Source organism: Curtobacterium sp. MCLR17_039 (genome assembly GCF_003234745.1).
In the GTDB taxonomy this organism is placed as follows: Bacteria; Actinomycetota; Actinomycetes; order Actinomycetales; family Microbacteriaceae; genus Curtobacterium; species Curtobacterium flaccumfaciens.
Genome location: NZ_QKTF01000005.1, coordinates 161,520 through 182,478, shown reverse-complemented (window position 1 = coordinate 182,478; position 20,959 = coordinate 161,520). Strand labels below are relative to the sequence as shown.

At 69.6% G+C, this 20,959-nt stretch carries 17 protein-coding genes and 1 riboswitch; of the genes, 8 read left to right on the top strand and 9 right to left on the bottom strand.

The features are described from left to right. Positions 1-50: 50 nt before the first annotated feature. The 3 genes from DEJ00_RS08215 to DEJ00_RS08205 all read left to right on the top strand — a co-directional run bounded on the left by DEJ00_RS08215 (position 51) and on the right by DEJ00_RS08205 (position 2,101). Entirely contained in the window at positions 51-800 is a 750-nt protein-coding gene (locus DEJ00_RS08215) for a CPBP family intramembrane glutamic endopeptidase (RefSeq protein ID WP_111056997.1), read from the top strand. A gap of 76 nt (positions 801-876) precedes the next feature. Next, the gene (locus tag DEJ00_RS08210; RefSeq protein ID WP_111056996.1) at positions 877-1,356 is read left to right on the top strand and encodes a peroxiredoxin; all 480 of its coding nucleotides are present in this window, start codon (positions 877-879) and stop codon (positions 1,354-1,356) included. A 193-nt stretch (positions 1,357-1,549) separates the two neighbouring features. Continuing rightward, positions 1,550-2,101, top strand: a complete 552-nt coding sequence (locus DEJ00_RS08205; RefSeq protein WP_111056995.1) for a PH domain-containing protein — start codon at positions 1,550-1,552, stop codon at positions 2,099-2,101. 155 nt (positions 2,102-2,256) lie between these two features. Here DEJ00_RS08205 and DEJ00_RS08200 read toward each other — a convergent pair whose 3' ends face one another. After that, positions 2,257-3,975 (bottom strand): ABC transporter family substrate-binding protein, encoded by a 1,719-nt coding sequence (locus DEJ00_RS08200; protein WP_111056994.1) that lies wholly within the window; start codon positions 3,973-3,975, stop codon positions 2,257-2,259. A gap of 255 nt (positions 3,976-4,230) precedes the next feature. Between DEJ00_RS08200 and DEJ00_RS08195 the strand changes: the two genes are divergently transcribed. From DEJ00_RS08195 to DEJ00_RS08185, 3 genes are read left to right on the top strand one after another with little or no spacing between them, the layout of a single operon-like run. After that, positions 4,231-5,211 (top strand): ABC transporter permease, encoded by a 981-nt coding sequence (locus DEJ00_RS08195; protein WP_027464558.1) that lies wholly within the window; start codon positions 4,231-4,233, stop codon positions 5,209-5,211. A 3-nt stretch (positions 5,212-5,214) separates the two neighbouring features. Further along, positions 5,215-6,153, top strand: coding sequence for an ABC transporter permease (locus tag DEJ00_RS08190; RefSeq protein ID WP_083404166.1), 939 nt, complete (start codon positions 5,215-5,217; stop codon positions 6,151-6,153). Beyond that, positions 6,146-8,290: a dipeptide ABC transporter ATP-binding protein gene (locus DEJ00_RS08185; protein ID WP_111056993.1), complete on the top strand. Its 2,145-nt coding sequence runs from the start codon at positions 6,146-6,148 to the stop codon at positions 8,288-8,290. Before DEJ00_RS08190 ends, DEJ00_RS08185 begins: the two co-directional genes overlap by 8 nt. Before the next feature lie 105 nt (positions 8,291-8,395). On the opposite strand, the gene DEJ00_RS08180 is transcribed toward DEJ00_RS08185, so the two are convergent. From DEJ00_RS08180 to gcvT, 8 genes are all read right to left on the bottom strand, one after another. Beyond that, positions 8,396-8,902 (bottom strand): PH domain-containing protein, encoded by a 507-nt coding sequence (locus DEJ00_RS08180; RefSeq protein ID WP_071244948.1) that lies wholly within the window; start codon positions 8,900-8,902, stop codon positions 8,396-8,398. 62 nt (positions 8,903-8,964) lie between these two features. Next, complete coding sequence (locus DEJ00_RS08175; protein WP_071244949.1) at positions 8,965-10,707, bottom strand: ABC transporter ATP-binding protein; 1,743 nt, start codon at positions 10,705-10,707, stop codon at positions 8,965-8,967. Next, positions 10,704-11,654 carry an ABC transporter permease gene (locus DEJ00_RS08170; RefSeq protein ID WP_027464554.1) on the bottom strand — a complete coding sequence of 317 codons (951 nt, stop codon included), beginning with the start codon at positions 11,652-11,654 and terminating at the stop codon, positions 10,704-10,706. Before DEJ00_RS08170 ends, DEJ00_RS08175 begins: the two co-directional genes overlap by 4 nt. Then, positions 11,644-12,573, bottom strand: coding sequence for an ABC transporter permease (locus DEJ00_RS08165; RefSeq protein WP_027464553.1), 930 nt, complete (start codon positions 12,571-12,573; stop codon positions 11,644-11,646). The genes DEJ00_RS08170 and DEJ00_RS08165 overlap by 11 nt, the downstream gene beginning before the upstream one ends. A gap of 221 nt (positions 12,574-12,794) precedes the next feature. Continuing rightward, positions 12,795-14,423, bottom strand: coding sequence for an ABC transporter substrate-binding protein (locus tag DEJ00_RS08160; protein ID WP_027464552.1), 1,629 nt, complete (start codon positions 14,421-14,423; stop codon positions 12,795-12,797). Between the two features lie 567 nt (positions 14,424-14,990). Next, positions 14,991-17,912 carry an aminomethyl-transferring glycine dehydrogenase gene (gene gcvP / locus DEJ00_RS08155; RefSeq protein ID WP_111056992.1) on the bottom strand — a complete coding sequence of 974 codons (2,922 nt, stop codon included), beginning with the start codon at positions 17,910-17,912 and terminating at the stop codon, positions 14,991-14,993. Further along, complete coding sequence (gene gcvH, locus DEJ00_RS08150) at positions 17,909-18,286, bottom strand: glycine cleavage system protein GcvH (RefSeq protein ID WP_027464550.1); 378 nt, start codon at positions 18,284-18,286, stop codon at positions 17,909-17,911. Before gcvH ends, gcvP begins: the two co-directional genes overlap by 4 nt. Positions 18,287-18,290: 4 nt before the next feature. Beyond that, positions 18,291-19,436, bottom strand: a complete 1,146-nt coding sequence (gene gcvT, locus DEJ00_RS08145; protein WP_111056991.1) for a glycine cleavage system aminomethyltransferase GcvT — start codon at positions 19,434-19,436, stop codon at positions 18,291-18,293. 151 nt (positions 19,437-19,587) lie between these two features. Then, positions 19,588-19,708: riboswitch (glycine riboswitch) on the bottom strand. 96 nt (positions 19,709-19,804) lie between these two features. On the opposite strand from gcvT, the gene DEJ00_RS08140 reads away from it, so the two are divergent. Continuing rightward, positions 19,805-20,179, top strand: a complete 375-nt coding sequence (locus tag DEJ00_RS08140) for a BlaI/MecI/CopY family transcriptional regulator (protein WP_027464548.1) — start codon at positions 19,805-19,807, stop codon at positions 20,177-20,179. Positions 20,180-20,192: 13 nt separating this feature from the next. Beyond that, complete coding sequence (locus tag DEJ00_RS08135) at positions 20,193-20,930, top strand: M48 family metalloprotease (RefSeq protein ID WP_111056990.1); 738 nt, start codon at positions 20,193-20,195, stop codon at positions 20,928-20,930. Positions 20,931-20,959 lie beyond the last annotated feature (29 nt).

Here is a 20,959-nt window from a genome sequence, read left to right as displayed (position 1 = left end):
GCCCGACACGCCAGTCTACCGGTAGTTCGCAAGCGACAGGAGTACAGCGCATGAGCCGTCGGCGAACGTGGGTCGAGATCACCATCGTCCTGCTGCTCTCGCTCGGTGCCAGCGCCCTCTACTCGATCCTGCAGATCATCGACGACCTGTCGCAGACGACCCCGCTCGGCGAGCAGTCGACGGCCCTGAACACCTCGTCGACGACGGTGCAGTACGTCGACCTCGCCCGGCAGCTCCTCGGCATCGCGGTGGACCTGGCCCCGGTCGCGCTCGTCTGCTCCCTGCTGTGGAGCACGTCGCGGCCGCACCTCGGCCGGCTCGGCATCGACCGGTTCCGGGCGAAGCCGGACCTGGGCGGCCCGGCGCTCATCGCGCTGTGCATCGGGATCCCGGGGCTCGCGCTGTACTTCGCGGGGCGGGCGCTCGGCATCACGGTCGCGGTCGACCCCGCCGCACTCAACTCCTACTGGTGGACGGTCCCGGTCCTGCTGCTGTCCGCGATCCGCTCGGGCCTGCAGGAAGAGGTGATCGTGATCGGGTACCTCTACGCCCGACTCGGCGACCTGGGCTGGGGTCGCTGGCAGATGATCCTGTCGACCGCCCTGCTGCGCGGCAGCTACCACCTGTACCAGGGGTTCGGGGCGTTCATCGGCAACGCGGTGATGGGCGTCGTGTTCGGCTGGATCTACACCAGGTGGGGCCGGCTCCTGCCGCTCGTCATCACGCACGCGCTGCTCGACGCGGTGGTCTTCGTCGGGTACCCCTGGGTGGCGCACGCGTTCCCGCAGTTGTTCTCGTAGGCCACGGAGCGCATCCACAGCCCCCGCACAGCGCGCCGAGGGGCAACCCCCGCCGGGTCGCCCTACCGTGAGACCCATGAGCATCCCCGCGATCGGCGAGTCCGCCCCGTCGTTCACCCTGCCGGGGATGGTCGTGCGCGGCGGCGTCCGCACCGACGACGAGTACGACCTGTCCGCCGAGATCGGCCGCACCGTGGTGCTGGCCTTCTACCCGGGCGACGCGACGGCGGTCTGCACGGCCCAGCTCTGCAGCTACCAGGCCGAACTCGACGAGTTCACCGACCTCGGCGCGACCGTGTGGGGCATCAGCCCGCAGGCACTCGACTCGCACGAGGGGTTCGCCCGCGGGTCCTCGCTCGCGTTCCCGCTGCTCAGCGACACCGCGGGCTCGGTGATCCGCTCGTACGGGGTGCAGGCACCGGGCATCGGCCTGCGCCGATCGGTCTTCGTGATCGGCCCCGACGGCGTGGTCCGGTGGCGGGACGTCGGCCTGGTCGGTCTGCGGTTCCCGAAGGCCGAGACCATCCGCGAACAGATCGAACTGCTCGTTTCGTAGCCCCCGGCGTGGGAGTCCGCTGAGTGCGCCGAGATGGGGTATTGACACCCCAACTGGGGGCGACGACCATGGACGGCACGAGGGTCCGTCCAGGATCTGCCTCCCCGGGGAATCGGGTCGTCCGGAGATACGCGCCGGTGTGTCACACCCGCTCCCCGGGCGTCTCCGGGGAGGCATCTCGTACCCTCGTCCGGTGCCCACCACCATCGTCGCCCCCGGCCTGCGCGCCCTCGCCGTCGTCCTCTGGGTCGTGGCCGTCGTGCTCGTCCCACTGGCCCTGCTCGGCGGCGGTGCCCCCTGGCTCGTGCCGATCCCGAGCATCGCCGTCGCGTTCGTCGCGTGGGCGGCGCTCTGGCGTCCCCGGATCGAGCTGACACCGGAGCACCTGCGCATCGCGGACGTCCGGCGGACCAGCACCTACACCTGGTCCCGCATCAGCGAGGTGCGCACGAAGTACGGCATCGAGGTGGTCACCAGCGAGGGCGTCCGTCGCGTCTGGATCGCGACCCGCCCGACGGCGCGTCTCGCAGCGCACACCGGTGACCGGCCGGGAGGCCCGGATCGCCTGGACGTCGACGCTGCGGCCGCGCGGATGCTGGCTCACGTGCCCGCCCCGGCCGTGCAGGACGGCCCGCCCCCGTCGAGCGTGACGGCTGCGCCGATCACGCACCGCACCCACGGCTGGACGATCCTGGCGATGGTCGTCCTCGGGATCGCGGCGTCGCTGGCGGCGGCTCGGTTCTAGCGGTCGCGCAGTCGTCGCGGCCGGTCAGGTCGGCCGGCAGCCCGACGCAGAACGACACCCCCGACGTCGTGCGACGTCGAGGGTGTCGTTCGTGTGCGGTGTCGTTGGTGTGCGGTGTCGTTCGTGAACGGTGTCGTTCGTGAACGCGGTGCCGACTACTTCGTGTAGCCCACGTCCTGCCACTTGACCGAGGACTGCTGGAACTGCGCCGGACCGTAGTTCACCAGGTCCTTGCGCACGCCCCAGGCGTACGGCTCGGCGAACAGCGGGATGGTGCCGGCGACCGCGACGATCTTCTTGTCGATGGCCTGCGCGTCCTTGATGCGGGCCTCCGGGTCGAGTTCGCCGTTCGCCTTGTCCCAGGCGGCACCGAGCGAGTCGTCCGTCACGCCGGTGTAGTTCTGGCCGGCGTCGGCGGGGTAGTAGATCGACTTCAGCGACGAGATCGGGAACGGGGTGCCCTGCCACGCGAAGTACGTGGCGTCGAAGTCACGGGTCGTCGTGGTGATGTACTTCGTGAAGAAGTCGTCGGTGGGCACGGTGTCGATGGTCACCTTGAAGCCGGCGAGCTTGGTCTGCTGCTGCACGAGCTGCGCGACGTTCGCCGAGTTCGGGTTGTCCGACGGGATCACGAAGCGGACGTCGAGTTCCTTGCCGCCCTTGGTCGCGTAGCCGTCCGAGCCGATCTTCCAACCGGCGTCCTCGAGCTTCGACTTCGCCTTGTCGGTGCTGTAGCCGTAGACGCTCGACACGTCGTCCTTGTAGCCCTCCTGGCCGGGCAGGTACGTCAGGTTGTTGAGCACGTCACCCGGGCTCTTCACCGGCGACAGGATCGCCTGGGCGAGCACCTTGCGGTTGATCGCCTGCGCGAACGCCTGGCGCACGTCCTGGTCCTTGAAGACGTCCGAGGTGCCGTTCAGCGTGATCTGGCGCTGCGTGGTGCCGAGCGACCGCTCGATCTTCGAGTCGGAGCGCGAGTTCGCCGTCTTGAGGTTGTCGGCGCTGCCGTTCAGGTTGAAGGCGTCGAGCTCCTTGTTGCCGTACGCCTGGGCGACACCGTCACGGGACACCGTCTTGAAGACGATCGTGTCGAGCTTGCCCTCGTCGCCCCACCACTTGGGGTTCTTCTCGAAGGTCACGACGCCACCGTTGGCGTCGAAGGACTTCAGGATGTACGGGCCACCGGAGACGTAGGTCTTGCCGTCGGCCGCGTACGGACCCTTGGCCCAGGCCTTGTTGAAGTGGTCCGGGGTGTCGACGGCCCAGTACGGGTAGATCGCACCGAGGACGCTCGCCCAGTCGGCGTTGGTCTTCGAGAACGTCATGATGACATCACGCTCGTCGGAGCCCTGCTTGACCGAGTCCACGTCCTCCCACACGTTGGTGGCGAGGGGCGCGAAGGCCTTGTTCGTGCCGTTCAGCGCCTTCCAGTTCGCGATGACGTCCTTCGCGCTGATCGGGGTGCCGTCCGACCACACGGCCTTCGGGTTGATCTTGATCTCGACGGTCTGGGGCGAGTCCTTGGTCAGCTCGACGGAGGTCGCGTAGTCCTTGTTCGCCTCCCACTCGCCGTTCTCCTTGAACTGGATGAAGCCCGGCAGGTAGGTCTGCGAGATCGTCGTGTCGTCGACGGTCCCCGAGTCCAGGTTGGCCAGCTGCCAGTTCGCCGGAGCCGTGTCGATCGGCAGGGTGATCGACCCGCCGTCCTTGACGTCGGCGCGGTCCGCGACGGTCCAGCCGGTCGACTTCAGCGACGACTCGGCGACCGCGGAGTTGTCGCCGCCCGCTTCTCCGCCGCCGGAGCAGCCGGCCAGCACGACGGCAGCAGCCGCAGCGGTGGCCAGGACGGCGATGCCCTTGATCCTCTTTCGCATGGCGAGGATTCCCTTTCGTTGTGGTTCGCGCAGATCGCGCTGGACCGCGGCGGCCCCCGCCGTCGCGCCTGTTGGTTGAGAACCCTAGCCACATCCGAAGGCGGCACAAGGGTCTGTGCGATGAATCGAAACACGCTCGTAACGAATGTTGCATAGCGTCACTTCCGTTGTCCCACCCAGTCGCTCGAACGGCTAGCCTGTCGCCACCGACAACGCCGCCCGGTCGGACGGCCGCACCCAGAGGTCACGAACCACATGCTCGCCTTCATCGCAAAGCGGATCGTCAACTACATCGTCCTGACGATCGTGGCGACCACGCTCGGGTACATCCTCGCCAGCACGACGCTCAACCCGGCCGCCCGGTTCCTGGGGCGCAACCCGGCCGTGCCGCCGGGCACCATCCAGGCGTCGCTCCGCAAGCTCGGCGCCGATCCGGACACCCCGCTCCTCGTCCGCACGTGGGACTGGTGGGTCGGTCTGGTGACGCACGGCTCGCTCGGCATGAGCACCCGCGGCACCGAGGTGACGGCCGACATCATCGCCCGCTCCGGCACGAGCCTGCGGCTGCTCGTGATCGGCACGCTGCTCGGCGCGATCCTCGGGGTGCTGCTCGGCGTCTGGAACGCGGTCCGGCAGTACCGCACGTCCGACCAGGTGTCGACCTACCTGTCGTTCGCGGTGCTCGCCACCCCGACCTTCGTCATCGCCGTCGTGCTGATGATCCTCGCGACCACGCTCAACCAGGGCGTCGGGACGCAGGTGATCCGGTTCACCGGCGAGTACACGCCGGGGGTGACCGGGTTCTTCCCGGTGCTCGGCGACCGGCTCGGGCACCTGCTGTTACCGACGATCTCGCTGACCATCGGCGCCGTCGCCACCTACTCGCGCTACCAGCGCTCGGCGATGCTCGACGTGCTGTCGAACGACTTCATCCGCACCGCACGCTCGAAGGGCCGCACCCGCGGGTCGGCGATCATGCGCCACGGTGTGCGGGTCGCCCTCATCCCGATGTCGACCTTCTTCGCGTACTCGTTCGGACTCATCCTGACCGGTGCGAGCATCACCGAGCTGGTCTTCAGCTGGCACGGCATGGGCGAGTACTTCGTCCAGAGCATCAGCAACAACGACATCAACGCGGCGTCGGGCACGATCCTCTTCACGGCGATCCTCGTGCTCATCGCAGGGACCCTCGCGGACCTGCTGTACGCCGCGCTCGACCCGCGAGTGAGGGTGTGACCCGTGTCTGTTCTCGACCCCACGACCACGACCACCGCCGGTGACCCCGGCGACGGCAACGCCGGTACGCCGGCGCACGTCATCGAGGTGAAGGGCGGCCGCACCCCGCTCTGGCGCAAGGTGTTCGGCACCTGGCGCGCGCGCATCGGCGGCAGCGCCCTGCTCCTCATCATCCTCTGGGCGTTCCTCGGCCCGTACCTGTACCACTGGAACGCCGTCGACTCCGACGGACTGGCGTTCGGCATGCCGCCGAGCGCCGCGCACTGGTTCGGCACGAACGACATCGGCCAGGACATCTACGCGCAGACCCTGGTCGGCCTGCAGAAGTCGCTGCTCATCGGCCTGATCGCCGGTCCGGCGGCGACCCTGATCGCCGGCATCGTCGGCGCGATCGCCGGGTACTTCGGCGGCGTCACCGACCGGCTGCTCGTGTGGGTCATCGACCTGCTGCTCGTGATCCCGTCGTTCTACGCGCTCGTGCTGCTCAGCCCGGTGTTCAAGAACCTGACGTGGGTGGCCCTCATCGTCGGCCTCGCGGTGTTCAGCTGGATGGTGATGGCCCGGGTGATCCGCGGTCAGACGATGTCGCTGCGTGAACGCGACTACGTCAAGGCCGCCCGGTTCATGGGTGTCCCGGCGTTCACGATCATCCGGCGGCACATCCTGCCGAACGTGGCGTCGCTGCTCATCATCGACGCCACGCTCGGCGTCGGTGCCGCGATCCTGGCGGAGAGCTCGCTGAGCTTCTTCGGTTTCGGCATCCAGATCCCCGACGTCTCGCTCGGTACCCTGCTCGCCGCCGGCAGCCAGTCCGCCGTCACCCGCCCGTGGCTCTTCGTCCTGCCCGCCGCGACGCTCGTCGCGACCGTGCTCTCGACCAGCCTGCTCGGCGACGCCCTGCGCGACGCCATCGACCCCACCTCCGGAGCCAACCGTGACTGAGCCGCTGCTCACCGTGTCCGACCTGTCGGTCACGTTCAACCCGAAGACCAAGCCCGTCTACGCGGTCCGGGGTGTCGACTACTCGGTGGCTCCCGGCGAGTTCCTCGGCATCGTCGGCGAGTCGGGTTCCGGCAAGTCGGTGTCCTCGATGGCCGTGATGGGCCTGCTGCCGTCGTCCGCCCAGGTGCAGGGCAGCATCCGGTTCGACGGACAGGAGCTCATCGGCAGGAACGACCGCGAGATGTCGGCGCTGCGCGGTCGTGACATCGCGATGGTGTTCCAGGACCCGCTGTCCGCCCTGACGCCGGTGTACACGATCGGCCAGCAGATCATCGAGGGCCTGCGCCTGCACGACCGCTCCCTCACCCAGCACGCCGCACGCACCCGCGCCGAGGAACTCCTGCGCATCGTCGGCATCCCGAACCCGACTCGACGACTCGACGCGTTCCCGCACGAGTTCTCCGGCGGCATGCGACAGCGCGCGATGATCGCCATCGCCATCGCGAACGACCCGAAGCTGATCATCGCGGACGAGCCCACCACGGCGCTCGACGTGACGATCCAGGCGCAGATCCTCGACGTGCTGCAGACCGCCAAGGACATGACCGGTGCGGCCGTCGTGCTCATCACCCACGACCTCGGCGTCGTCGCCGGCAACGCCGACCGCGTCGCCGTGATGTACGCCGGCCGGATCGTCGAGACGGCGCCGGTGCTCCCCCTGTTCCGTGAACCGGTGATGCCGTACACGATCGGGCTGCTCCGCTCGATGCCGAACATGACGTCCGCCCGCACCGAGCGGCTCGTCCCGCTGGACGGCCGCCCGCCCCTGCTCACGCAGAAGCCGACCGGCTGCCCGTTCGCCGACCGCTGCCCCGCCGTCATCGACGCGTGCCGCGACGGCGAACCCGCCCTCGTCGCACCGACGGTGCCGCAGAGCGCCGACAACCCGGTCCTGACCGGTGCCGTCCAGACGATCGGCAACGGCACCCTGCTCGACGACCACACCGCCGCGTGCATCCGTCGCGACGAGATCGCCGCGGGCACCCTGGAGCGCTCGGAGATCTTCCCCCGCCCCGAGGACGTCCCCGAGGCAGCGGTCGACCACGGCGACGAGGTCGTGCTCGAGCTGCAGGACGTGGTCAAGACGTTCCCGCTCACCAAGGGTGCGCTGTTCCGCCGGCAGATCGGCGAGGTGCACGCCGTCGACGGCATCTCCCTGACGCTCAAGCGCGGGCAGGTGCTCGGCCTGGTCGGCGAGTCCGGCTGCGGCAAGACGACCACCATCATGGAGATCCTCGAGCTCGCCGGGGCCCAGCACGGCACCATCCGGGTGAACGGCGTCGACACCGCCTCGCTGTCCAAGAAGGACCGTCTGGCACTGCGCCGTGACATCCAGGTCGTGTTCCAGGACCCGATGGCGTCGATCGACCCCCGGCTCGACATCGGCTCGGTGATCGGTGAACCCCTCACCGTGCACGGCGTCGCGAAGGACGAGATCCGCCGGCGGGTGCGCGAGGTGCTCGAGCTGGTCGGGCTCGAGCCGAGCTACATCGACCGGTACCCGCACGAGTTCTCGGGTGGCCAGCGGCAGCGCATCGGCATCGCCCGTGCGCTCATCGTCGAGCCGAAGATCCTGGTGCTGGACGAGCCGGTCTCCGCGCTCGACGTGTCGGTGCAGGCCGGTGTGATCAACCTGCTCGAGGACCTCAAGCACCGCCTCGGGTTGTCGTACCTGTTCGTGGCGCACGACCTGTCCGTGGTCCGGCACATCGCTGACGACGTCGCGGTCATGTACCTCGGCCGCATCGTCGAGTACGGCGACGGCGACGCGGTGTTCTCGGACCCCCAGCACCCGTACACCCGGGCCCTGCTGTCGGCCGTGCCGGTGCCGGACCCCATGGCCGAGGCCGCCCGCGGGCGCATCCTGCTCGACGGCGACCTGCCCTCCCCCACGGAGCGCATCGACGGGTGCCGGTTCCGCACGCGCTGCCCGCTCTACCAGCTCCTCGACGAGGGTCGGCAGGAGCAGTGCCGCACGATCGACCCGGGTCTCGAGCCCGTGCACGGCCGCGGTGTCGCCTGCATCCAGACCGACCAGGAGCACCTGCTCACCGAGCGGGTCGGCGCGGTCGTCTGACGACGCTGGTCACGCCGTGGACGTGACCAGCAGACGGACGGGAGGCCCGGAGCACGTCGTGCGCCGGGCCTCCCGTCCGTCCTGTGGTCGCGATCGCGAGCCGCGTCAGGCTCCCAGCCACAGGCTGAGCAGCGAGGCGGCGAGCAGCGCCAGCGCGGCTGCGCCGACCGTCAGGGCCGGCAGGTCCCAGCCGCGCACGGCGTCGCCGGCGCCGGTGCCGTCGCGGTGCTCGGACCAGCGGTCGAGCAGCACGGTCATCTCGTCGGGCTGTCGCAGGACCGCCCGCTCACCCCGCCGGGCCGGCTTCGGCCGGGGCAGCGACGGGCCGCCCCAGCACTGGACCTTCCGGCCGGCGACCGTCTCGATCACGATCTGCCACCGGAGCCGGACGTCGGCGACGGCCTGCCACGGCACCACGGTGCGGCGGAGCGGGTTGACCACGGTGACCGCGCGCTCGTCGATGACGATGCACGGGCGGTAGGTCAGGACCCAGAGCGCCCAGACGAGCACGGCGATCGGGCCGGCGGCGCGGAGGACGACGTCCCAGCTCCCCCGGAACGCCGCATCGCCGAGCAGGAACAGCCCCAGGACGGCGACGAGGCCGGACGCCACCGCGCCCCCGCGACCAGCGCGGAGGACGACGGGGCGTCCGGCCTCGTTCGTGTCCAGGTGGATCAGCGTCCGAACTCGAACCCGGCGCCGGGGATGGCGGCCAGGAGGTCCTTCGTGTACTGCTCCTTCGGGGCGGCGAAGACCTCGTCGGTCGTCGCCTTCTCGACGATCTGCCCACGGCGCATGACGCAGACGTTGTCCGCGACGAGGCGGACGACCGCGAGGTCGTGCGTGATGAACAGGTACGTCAGGCCGAGCTCGGTCTGCAACTCGGTGAGCAGGTCGAGGATCTGCCCCTGCACGAGCACGTCGAGCGCGGAGACAGCCTCGTCGAGGACGATGACCTCCGGCTTGAGCGCCAGCGCACGAGCGACGGCGATGCGCTGTCGCTGGCCGCCGGACAGCTCGTTCGGGTAGCGGTTCACCATCGACTTCGGCAGCGCGACCTGGTCGAGCAGCTCGAGCACCCGGGCGCGACGCGAGGCCTTGTCGCCCACCTTGTGCGTGGCGAGCGGCTCGGCGATCGTGTTCCCGACGTTGTACATCGGGTCCAGCGAGCCGTACGGGTCCTGGAACACCGGCTGCACGCGGCGGCGGAAGTCGAAGAGGTCCTTGCCCTTCAGCGCGCCGATGTCGATGCCGTCGAACTGCACGGTGCCGCTCGTGATGCTCTCGAGCTGCAGCACGAGCTTCGCAACGGTCGACTTGCCCGAACCGGACTCGCCGACGAGCGCCGTGGTGGTGCCCTTCTGGATCGAGAACGACACGTCGTCGACGGCCTTGAGCTCGCGGGTGGCGAGGCTCTTGCCGCGCAGCTTGTAGACCTTCTCGAGGTTCTTCACCACGATGAGGTCCTCGGCCGGACGGTGCTCGCGTTCCTGTGCCCGGGCGATCAGCTCGGCGTCGTCGTTGCCGGCGTCGGCGATCTCTACCCGCTGGTGCTGCACCTTCGACTGGATGCGACGGCTGGCCAGCGACGGGGCCGCCGCGACGAGACGCTGCGTGTACGGGTGCTGCGGGTTGGCCAGGATCTCCTTCGAGGGACCGGCCTCGACGACCTGCCCCTTGTACATCACGACGAGCTTCTCGGCGCGCTCGGCGGCGAGCCCGAGGTCGTGCGTGATGAACAGCACCGAGGTGCCGAAGTCGCGGGTCAGGCTCTCGAGGTGGTCGAGGATGACGCGCTGGACGGTGACGTCGAGCGCACTCGTCGGCTCGTCGGCGATGAGCAGCTGCGGGCGGCTCGACAGGCCGATGCCGATGAGCACGCGCTGGCGCATGCCGCCGGAGAACTCGTGCGGGTACTGCTTCAGGCGGGTCGACGCGTCGCCGAGACCGGCTTCCTGCAGGACCTCGACCGCACGGTCACGCACGGCCTTCTTGCCGGTCGCCATGCCGTTCGCGCGGATCGCCTCTTCGACCTGGAAGCCGATCGACCACAGCGGGTTGAGGTTCGACATCGGGTCCTGGGGGACGTAGCCGATCTCCTTCCCGCGGATCTCCGACATCTCCTTGTCGCTCAGCCCGACGAGCTCACGCCCGTTGAACTTGATCGAACCGCCGGTGACCTCACCGGTACCGGGGAGCAGCTTGATGATCGCCTGGGCGCTCGTCGACTTGCCCGAACCGGACTCCCCGACGATGGCCAGGCGCTCGCCCTGCTCGAGGGTGAGGTTGACGCCGCGGACGGCCTGCACGAGGCCGCTCTGGGTCTTGAAGCCGACCTGCAGGTCGGTGATCTCGAGCAGCGGCGCGCCGGAACCCCCGGTGCGGCTGCTGTTCGTCTGGGTCAGTGTCTCGCTCATCGGCGGGCCCTCGCCTTCGGGTCGAGCGCGTCGCGCACCACGTCACCGAGGAGCAGGAACGCGAGCACGGTGATGGACAGGGCAGCCGACGGCCAGAAGATCGTCGACGGGTTCGTGCGGATCGACGTCTGGGCGGTGCCGATGTCGAGGCCCCAGCTCAGGGCCGACGGCGGCAGACCGATGCCGAGGAACGACAGCGTGGCCTCGGCGACGATGAACGTGCCGAGCGACACGGTCGCGACCACGATGACCGGAGCCAGCGAGTTCGGGATGACGTGACGCAGGAGCGTCCGGAACCGGCTGACGCCCAGGGCCGCCGACGCCATGACGTAGTCCGCCTGCTTGGCGCTCAGCACGGCGCCACGCATGATGCGGGCGATCTGCGGCCACGCGAACGCCGCGAGGACGAGCGCGACGGTAATCGCGTTCCGCGCCGGGATCACCGACATGATCACGATCGCACCGAGGACGGTGGGGATCGAGAAGAAGATGTCACCGATGCGGGACACGATCGTGTCGAGCCAGCCGCCGTAGAAGCCGGCCAGGGAACCGATCACGATGCCGACGATCGACACCAGGATCGTCGCGACGATGCCGACGATGAGCGAGTTCTGGGCGCCCCAGATCACGCGGGCGTAGACGTCCGAGCCCTGACGGGTGAAGCCGAGGATGTGCCCGGCCTCGGGTCCGCCGTCGCTGTTGTCCAGGTTCGACGCCCTCGGGTCGACGTGGGCGAAGAGCCCCGGGAAGACCGCGACGACGATGATCAGCAGGATCAGGACCGAGGAGATCCAGAACGTCGGGCGGGTCCGCATCGACTCCCAGGCGTCGGTCCACAGGGAACGGGTCTTCTCGTCCTCGTTGACCTGGTCGACCGCCTGCAGGGGGGTTTCTTCGAGCGGGGCGACGTAGTGCGTCGCCGAGCGGGGTGCGGCGTTACTTGGCATAGCGGATCCTCGGGTCCAGGACGGCGTAGAGCAGGTCCACCAGGAGGTTGGCGAGCATGAAGATGATGACCATCACGGCGACGAAGGAGACCACCGTCGGGCCCTCGCCGAGCTTGACGGCACGGAACACCGTGCCGCCGACACCGTTGATGTTGAAGATGCCCTCGGTGACGATCGCGCCGACCATCAGGTTGCCGATGTCGACACCCAGGTAGGTCACGACGGGGATGAGCGAGTTCCGGAAGATGTGCACGCCGACGACACGACGACGGGGCAGGCCCTTGGCCGTGGCGGTGCGCACGAAGTCGGCGCTCATGTTCTCGGCGACGCTGGCCCGGGTCAGACGCACGATGTACGCGAACGACACCGAGGCGAGCACGATCGCCGGCAGGACGAGTTCACTCCACGGTGCCTCGCCGGACACCGTGACCCGGAACAGTCCGAGCTTGATGCCGAAGACGTACTGCAGCACGAACCCGACGACGAAGGTCGGCACCGAGATGAGCAGGAGCGACACGACGAGCGCCGTGGCGTCGAACAGCTTGCCCTTGCGCAGACCCGCGATGACGCCGACGACGATGCCGGCGACGGCCTCGAACACGAGCGCGAGGATGGCCAGGCGCGCGGTGATCGGGAAGGCCGACGCGAGCTGCTGGCTGACCGGCAGACCGGAGTAGGTCACGCCGAGGTCACCGCGGAACACGCCGCCGATCCAGAGCAGGTACTGCACGATGAACGGCTTGTCGAGGTTGTACTGCTGACGCAGCGTCTCGATGACCTGCGGCGACGGCTGCCGGTCGCCGAACAGCGCGGCGATCGGGTCGCCGGGCAGCGAGAAGACCAGGAAGTAGATGAGGAACGTGGCCCCGAAGAACACGGGGATGAGTTGCAGGAGGCGCTTGCCGAGGTACCAGAGCATCAGATCACTGCCCGGTCCGGAGCGATGTCGATCAGGTTCATTGTGGTGAGGGGTGGACGGTCCGAGGGTCGGCACGGATGTCCGGTGCGGGAGGGCGCCCGCTGTGTGGGGGTGTTGTCACCGTGGTACGGGGGTTCGGGGACCTGTGCGGTCCCCGAACCCCCGTCCGGTGGTCGCGAGGCAGGATACCTGCTCGCGCCTTGGTCTCGAGGAGACCGGTGTTACTTCTTGACCTCGATGTCGTAGTACAGCGGCACCGAGTTCCAGCCGAACTTGACGTTCGACACGTTGTCCGCGTTCCAGACACCGGTCACGTTGGAGTACCAGAGCGGGATCTCGGGCAGGTCCTGGAACAGGAGTTCCTGTGCCTGGTCGAAGGACTTGTTGCCCTCTTCGACCGTCGCAGCCGAACGGCCCTTGGCGAGCAGCTCGTTGTACTCCTTGGAGTCGTACCGCGAGTAGTTGTTCGACGAGCCCTCACCCATGGTCGGGCCGAGGAAGTTGTACAGCGACGGGTAGTCGGCCTGCCAACCGGTGCGGCTGCCGCCCGTGAGCTTGTCGTTCGTCTGCAGGTCCAGGGCTTCCTGGAACGTCGGGATCGCGTTGCCCTCGGCCTTGATGCCGAGCGTGTTCGAGATCGAGTTCGTGACCGCGGTCACCCAGGCCTCGTGGCCACCATCGGCGTTGTACGTGATGGTGAGCGTGTCGTCGTACTTCGAGATCTTGTCGGCCTCGGCCCAGAGCTTCTTGGCCTCGGACTCGTTGTAGTCCAGGACGTCCGAACCCTCGAGGTCGTCGTTCCAGCCGGCGATCACCGGGGAGGTGAAGTCCTTGGCCGGGGTGCGGGTACCGTCGAAGATCTTGTCGGTGATCTGCTTGCGGTTGATCGCCATCGAGACGGCCTCGCGACGCAGCTTGCCCTCTTCACCCTTCCAGTGGTCGAGGTAGTAGGGCAGGTAGATCGCCTGGAAGATCGCGGCGGCCTGGTTGACGTTCGAGTCCGGGAAGTCGGACTTGTAGGTCTTGAACGCGCTGTCCGGCACGGCGTCCAGGACGTCGAGGTTGCCGCCCTGGGCGTCGGAGTACGCGGTGTCCTGCGAGGCGTAGAACGTGATCGTGAGACCACCGTTCTTCGGCTTGCGCTTGCCCTCGTAGTCCTTGTTGGCGACGAGCTTGATGGACTGGTTGTGGGTCCAGGCCTTCTTGCCGTCGAGCTTGTACGGACCGTTGCCGATCGGGTTCTCACCGAACGCCTTGGTGTCGTCGTAGAACGCCGACGGGAGCGGCACGAACGCCGAGTAGCCGAGCGACAGCGGGAAGTCGGACTGCGCCGACTTCAGCGTGACGGTGAACTCGTCGTCGTCCACGACCTTGAGGCCGGTGAGCTCGGAGTCCTTGTCGGCGTCGTAGCCCTCGATGTTCTCGAAGAAGTAGCTGGCGCCCTGTGCGTTCGACTTCTGGGCTGCCCAGTTCCACGCCTTGGTGAACGACTCGGCCGTGACCTTCTCGCCGTTGGTGAAGGTGTAGTTCGTGTTGAGCGTGATGTCGAAGGTCTTCGAGTCATCGGTCTTGATGCTCTTCGCGACCTCGTTGACCGGCTTGCCGTCGGCGTCGTACGAGACGAGGCCTTCGAAGAGCGAGTCGATGATCTTGCCGCCACCGGTCTCGGTGGTGTTCGACGGGATCAGCGGGTTCTGCGGCTCGCTGCCGTTCGTGGTGACGATCCCGGACGCGTTCGCCGAGCCCGAGTCACCGCCGTTCGACGAGCTGTTGCTGGAGCAGGCGGTCAGGGCGAGTGCTGTGGCCCCGAGCACGGCGAGGGCTGAGAGCCCGGCGCGCTTCTTGATCAAGGTTCCTCCTGGTGCATGGGACGCGCAAGGGCACAGCGGTGTCACCCGGGCGCGTTTGACCTTTGCAGCGTAGGCAAGGTGAACAGCGGCGTCCAAACCCAGGGGCGAACGGTTACACGCCGGTAACCAAGTTGCACGATCCTTGCGAGAAGATGCAACATTCGCGCGCGTGCCGGTGAAGGGTGCGTTTTTGTTGCATCCGCATGAAATCCATTGCACTCCGTCACACTTCTGTGCAAGTCGGGGGACGGGCGAGCATCACTCAGGGGTACGGCTGAGGGGGTGCGTCGAGCGGTCAGGACCTGCCGTTGGTGGCGCGCCGAGTGGTCACGAACTGTCGGTGGGAGCGGGTCCGGACGACGGTTCGTGACCGCCCTGCGGAAGTGAGCGGGGTGTCTTGACCGCCCGGCCGGACGCCCGGAGGCCCGGAGGCCCGGAGGCCCAGACGCCCAGAGGCCCGGACGCGACCGTGCCCCGCCCGGCGGACCGGACGGGGCACGAAGCGCTCGGCGACCGAGCGGGCAGCGACGACGGGACGTCGGCGCCGGGACGTCGGCGCCGGACGGATCAGGCGAACGCCTCGATCGGCGGGCAGGCGCACACCAGGTTGCGGTCCCCGTACGCCTGGTCGATGCGACGCACCGGCGGCCAGTACTTGCGGCCGCTGATCCCCGGCAACGGGTAGACGGCCTGCTCGCGGGTGTACGCGTGCGCCCACTCCCCCGAGATCACCGACGAGGCGGTGTGCGGTGCATGCACCAGCGGGTTGTCGTCCGCCGGCCACTCCCCGCGCTCCACCGCTGCGGCCTCGGCCCGGATCGCGAGCATGGCGTCGACGAAGCGGTCGAGCTCGGCGAGGTCCTCGCTCTCGGTCGGCTCGACCATGAGCGTGCCCGCCACCGGGAACGACATCGTCGGCGCGTGGAACCCGTAGTCGACCAGGCGCTTCGCGACGTCGTCGACCGTGATGCCGGTGGTGTCGCGCAGCGGGCGGAGGTCGAGGATGCACTCGTGCGCGACGAGTCCGTCGTCGCCCGTGTACAGCACCGGGAACGCATCACGCAGACGAGCTGCGATGTAGTTCGCCCCGAGGACCGCGGCCTCGGTCGCACGGGTGAGGCCCTCGAGCCCCATCATCCGGACGTACGTCCACGTGATGGGCAGGATGCTCGGGCTGCCGTACGGAGCAGCACTGACCGGGCCACCGGCGTGCGCCAGGCGGTCGTCCGCCTCGGCGACGGTCGCACCGGAGCGCCGGTCGGCCTGCTGCGCGAACGGGTGCCCGGGCAGGAACGGTGCCAGGTGCGCCTTTGCGGCGACGGGTCCCACGCCGGGGCCGCCACCACCGTGCGGGATGCAGAAGGTCTTGTGCAGGTTGAGGTGCGACACGTCGCCGCCGAAGTCCCCGAAGCGGGCGTGGCCGAGCAGCGCGTTGAGGTTCGCGCCGTCGACGTAGACCTGGCCGCCGGCGTCGTGCACGGCGTCGCAGATCTCGCGGATGTCGTGCTCGTAGACGCCGTGCGTGGACGGGTACGTGATCATCAGGGCCGCGAGGGTGTCGGCGTGGGCGGCGACACGGGCCCGGAGGTCCTCGAGGTCGACGTTGCCGTTCTCGTCGCAGGCCACGACGACGACCTTCATGCCTGCGAGCACCGCGGACGCCGCGTTCGTGCCGTGGGCGCTCGACGGGATCAGGCAGACCGTGCGCTCGCTGTCGCCGTTGGCCTGGTGGTACCCGCGGATGGCCAGCAGGCCGGCGAGTTCGCCCTGGCTGCCGGCGTTCGGCTGCAGGGAGACGGTGTCGTAGCCGGTGACCTCGGCGAGCCACGACTCGAGGTCGCTGATCATGTCGAGGTACCCCTCGACGTCCTCGCGCGGTGCGAACGGGTGGATGTTCGCGAACTCCGGCCAGGTCACGGCGGCCATCTCGGTCGCCGCGTTGAGCTTCATCGTGCAGCTGCCGAGCGGGATCATGCCGCGGTCGAGCGCGTAGTCCTTGTCGGACAGGTGCTTGAGGTACCGCATCATGCGGGTCTCGCTGCGGTGTGCGCTGAACACGGGGTGCGTCAGGTAGTCGCTCTCCCGCTGCTGGGCGGCCGGGAGGCCCGTGGCCGCGTCGCGCACGGCGGTCTCGGTCGCGGGGACGGTGACGTCCACCGCCCCGAGCACGCCCGCCAGCGCCACGACGTCGTCGGGCGTGGTCGTCTCGTCGACGGACAGCTGGAACGTGTCGGCGTCCACGACGTGCAGCAGGTAGCCGGCGTCCTGCGCTGCCGCGACGATCGCCTCGGCGCGACCGACGACCCGCAGGGTGAGCGTGTCGAAGAAGGCGTCGTGCACGACCTCGACCCCGGCGTCACGCGCCACGGCGGCGAGTGCACCGGTGGTCCGGGCGACCCGTCCGGCGATGAACCGCAGGCCCTCGGGCCCGTGGTAGACCGCGTACATCGAGGCCATCACGGCGAGCAGGACCTGCGCGGTGCAGATGTTGCTCGTCGCCTTCTCGCGGCGGATGTGCTGCTCGCGGGTCTGCAGGCTGAGGCGGTAGGCCATCTGGCCGTCGGCGTCGAAGGACACCCCGACCAGGCGACCGGGGAGCTGGCGCTCGAGGCCGGCGCGCACCGCGAGGTAGCCGGCGTGCGGGCCACCGAAGCCGAGCGGGACGCCGAAGCGCTGGCTCGTCCCGACGGCCACGTCGGCGCCGAGGTCGCCGGGGCTGGCGAGCAGGGTCATCGCGAGCAGGTCAGCCGCGACGACGGCGATGCCGCCACCGGCGTGGACCCGCTCGATGACGGACGACGGGTCGACGATGCGGCCCGAGGCGCCCGGGTACTGCAGGATGACACCGAACGCACCGTCGAGCTGGTCGTCGCTCGGGCCGTCGGCAGCGTCGAACGCGCGCAGCGTGATGCCCACCGCGTCGGCACGGTGGTCGAGCAGCGCACGGGTCTGCGGCAGCAGGTCGGCGTCGACGAGGAACGCGTCACCCTTGACCTTGGACGCGCGGCGGGCGAGGAGCATGCCCTCGACCACGGCGGTGCCCTCGTCGAGCATCGAGGCGCCGGCGGTGGCCATGCCGGTCAGGTCGGACACCATCGTCTGGAAGTTGATGAGTGCTTCGAGGCGGCCCTGCGAGATCTCCGGCTGGTAGGGCGTGTACGCCGTGTACCAGCTCGGGTTCTCGAGCACGTTCCGCTGGATCACCGCGGGCGTGTGGGTGCCGTGGTAGCCGAGGCCGATCATGGCGCGGCGGACGGTGTTGCGGCCGGCCTTGGCGCGGAGCTCGGCGAGCGCCTCGGTCTCGCCGACGGCGGCCGGGATCACCGAGTCGGCGACGGGGCCGACGTGGATGGACTCCGGGATCGCCGCACGGACCAGGGCGTCGAGCGACGGCTGCCCGACGACGTCGAGCATGGCCTGCTGGTCGGCCGGGGTGGTGCCGATGTGGCGGTCGGCGAAGGACGTCTGGAGGTTCTCGAACGCGGTCATGCGATGGAGGCCCGGTACGCGTCGTGGTCCATCAGGTCCTCGGGGAACGAGGTGCCGTCGACCTTGATCTTCACGAGCCAGCCGGCACCGAACGGGTCCTGGTTGACGGTGTCGGGGGTGTCGACGACGGCGTCGTTGACCTCGACGACCTCGCCCTCGATCGGGGCGAAGAGCTCGCCGACGCTCTTGGTCGACTCGATCTCGCCGATCTGCGCACCGGCGGTGGTGGCGGTGCCGACGGCGGGGAGCTCGACGTAGACGACGTCACCGAGCTGCTCGGCGGCGTGGTCGGTGATGCCGACGGTGACGGTGTCGCCCTCGACGAGCAGCCACTCGTGGTCGGCCGTGTACTGGAGTGCGGTCTGGTCGGTCATGGGGTCAGCCTTTCGAGGCGCGGCGGTAGAAGGGGAACGCGGAGACCGTGCTGGGGACGGCAGTCCCGCGGACGTCGATGTGGAGGACCTGTGCCCCGTCCGACACGGCGGCGAGCGCGGCCGGGTCGACGAAGGCCATCGCGACCGGGTGGCCGAGCGTCGGCGAGAGCGCGCCCGAGGTCACGGTGCCGACGACCGTGCCGTCGAGCACGACGTCGTAGCCGGCTCGGGGAGCACGGCGTCCCTCGGTCACCAGGCCGACGAGCACGCGGGCGTCCGCGGACGGGGTGACGCCGGCCGCACCGACGAAGTCGCCGTCCTTGGCGACGACGCGGCCGAGGCCCGCCTGGGCCGGGCGGACGTCGGTGCCGAGCTCGTGCCCGTACAGGGGCATGCCGGCCTCGAGCCGCAGGGTGTCGCGTGCGGCGAGGCCTGCGGGGACGACCCCGCGGTCGGCACCGGCCTCGAGCAGGGCGTCCCAGAGCACCGGGGCGGTGCCCGGGTCGGTGTAGACCTCGAAGCCGTCCTCGCCGGTGTACCCGGTGCGCGCGACGAGCACGTCGGCACCGTCGAACATTGCGTGCAGCACCCGGTAGTAGCCGAGTTCGTCGAGCGGGGTCTCGGGCTGCAGGCGGTCGGCGACGACGAGGGCGTCGAGCGTGCCGGCCGCCGCCGGTCCCTGCACGGCGACGAGGGCCGTGGTGTCGGAGTCGTCGGAGACCTCGATGTCGAACCCGTCGGCGCGGGCGGTGAGCGCACTGACGGCGACATCGCGGTTGGAGGCGTTCGCGACGACGAGGAAGACGTCGTCGTCGGTCCGATACACGACGAGGTCGTCGAGGATCCCGCCGTCCTCGGCGAGCAGCAGCGAGTACTTGGCGCGGCCGATCGGCATCGCGCCGAAGGACCCGGCCAGCGCGTGGTCGAGGAAGGCGACGGCGTCGGTGCCGGTCACCCCGATCTCAGCCATGTGCGACAGGTCGAAGACCCCGGCGGCCTCGCGCACGGCGTGGTGCTCGGCGAGGTCCGACGAGTAGCGCACGGGCATGCGGTACCCGGCGAAGTCGGTGAAGGTCGCACCGGCGGCCTCGTGCACGGCTTCGAGCGGCGACGAACGCTGACCCGGGGTGGGCAGTGGGGACGGACTCATGGCGGAGTTCTCCTGGCATCGGCAGGGCCCGGCGACGATCGCCGGGTGGAACTCCCCCTCTGTCATGGGCCTGAGAGTTTCACCGCGGCCCGTGAGGTCCGGCGGCTTTCACCGTGGGCGAGACGACCGAGCGTCTGCTTTTCAGAGTGGCCTGTCCGCTGCGGTGTGGGACCTGAGAGATTGACGGGGGGATTGCTCCTTCGGTGCCGTGCGTGTGCCCGAGGGCACGACGTACCCGGAGGTACGTGCACGGCGTCTCCCGCGACGGATGAGCGGCCGGTGTGTTCAGTTGTCCGCCCAGAGCATACCGAGACCGCGTTACGAGCGTGTGTCGTGGCCCGGCCTTCGACATCTCGTAGAATGCGGGGATGGCCGGACAACGATCGCGCCCCCGCGGGCAGCTGGAGCAGGCGGTGCTCGACGCACTCCGCTCCGCCGACGCAGGTCTCACCGCACGCCAGGTGCTCGACGCGTTCCCGGAGCCCCGCCCCGCGCTGACGACCGTCCTCACCGTGCTCGACCGGCTCGGCCGCAAGGGCCAGGTGGAACGGGAACAGCACGACGACGCTCCCCTGACGTTCCGCGCCGTGCACAGTCGCGACGAGCAGACCGCGTCGCTGATGTCGAGCGCGCTCGCCGCGTCCTCCGACCGCGAGGCCGCACTGCTGCAGTTCACCGGCTCGCTGGCCTCGGACGACCTCGAGGCCCTGCGCCGCGCCCTCGACGCCCGCGCCCGCTCCTGACCGGCTGCGCACCGTGGTCGTCGCCGGCATCGCGCTCATCGTCCTCGCACTCGCGGTGGTGGTGTTCGCGCCCCGGGTCCTGACCCGTTCCGCCTGGACGATCGACCTGCCCCGCACCGCGCTGGTCTGCTGGTCGGTCGCGGTCCTGCTCGGCGTCGTCGGCTTCGTGGTCGGCATCACCCTCGTGGTGCTCGCGGACCGTCCGGTCACCGAGCTGTTCGGCGGAGACGACTCCCCCACGCACGGCTTCAACGTCGGCGTCGCGCTGCTCGGGGTCGTCGCGTTCGTCGTCGCGGTCCGGGTGCGCCCCGGCCCGGAACACGAGGCCGTCCGGCAGGCGATGCGTTCCGGCGTCGCCCCGCACCGCGAGATCGACGGCACCCCCGTCGCCGTCGTCGAGGCCGACCACGCACTGGCGTGCGCCGTGCCGGGTCGCAGCGGTGGCGTCCTCGTCAGCACCGGCTTGGCAGACCGGTTGCGCACCGACGAACTGGAGGCCGTGGTCGCCCACGAACGCGCCCACCTGACCCAGCACCACGCGGCTGCGGTCGCGGTCGCCGAATCGATCGAACGTGCGGTCCCGTGGGTGCCCGGTGCGCGCGCCATGGCGCGGTCGACGCGTGTGCTCGTGGAGTTCGCCGCGGACGACGCGGCGGCCCGTCGCGTCGGACGCGACGCCCTGCGCCGGGCGGTGCTGGTGGCGGACGGGAGCAGTGCGCTCGGCGCGATCCGCGCCTCCAGGCTGTCGTGACGCACCACGTGTCGGGGGCGAGGCATATG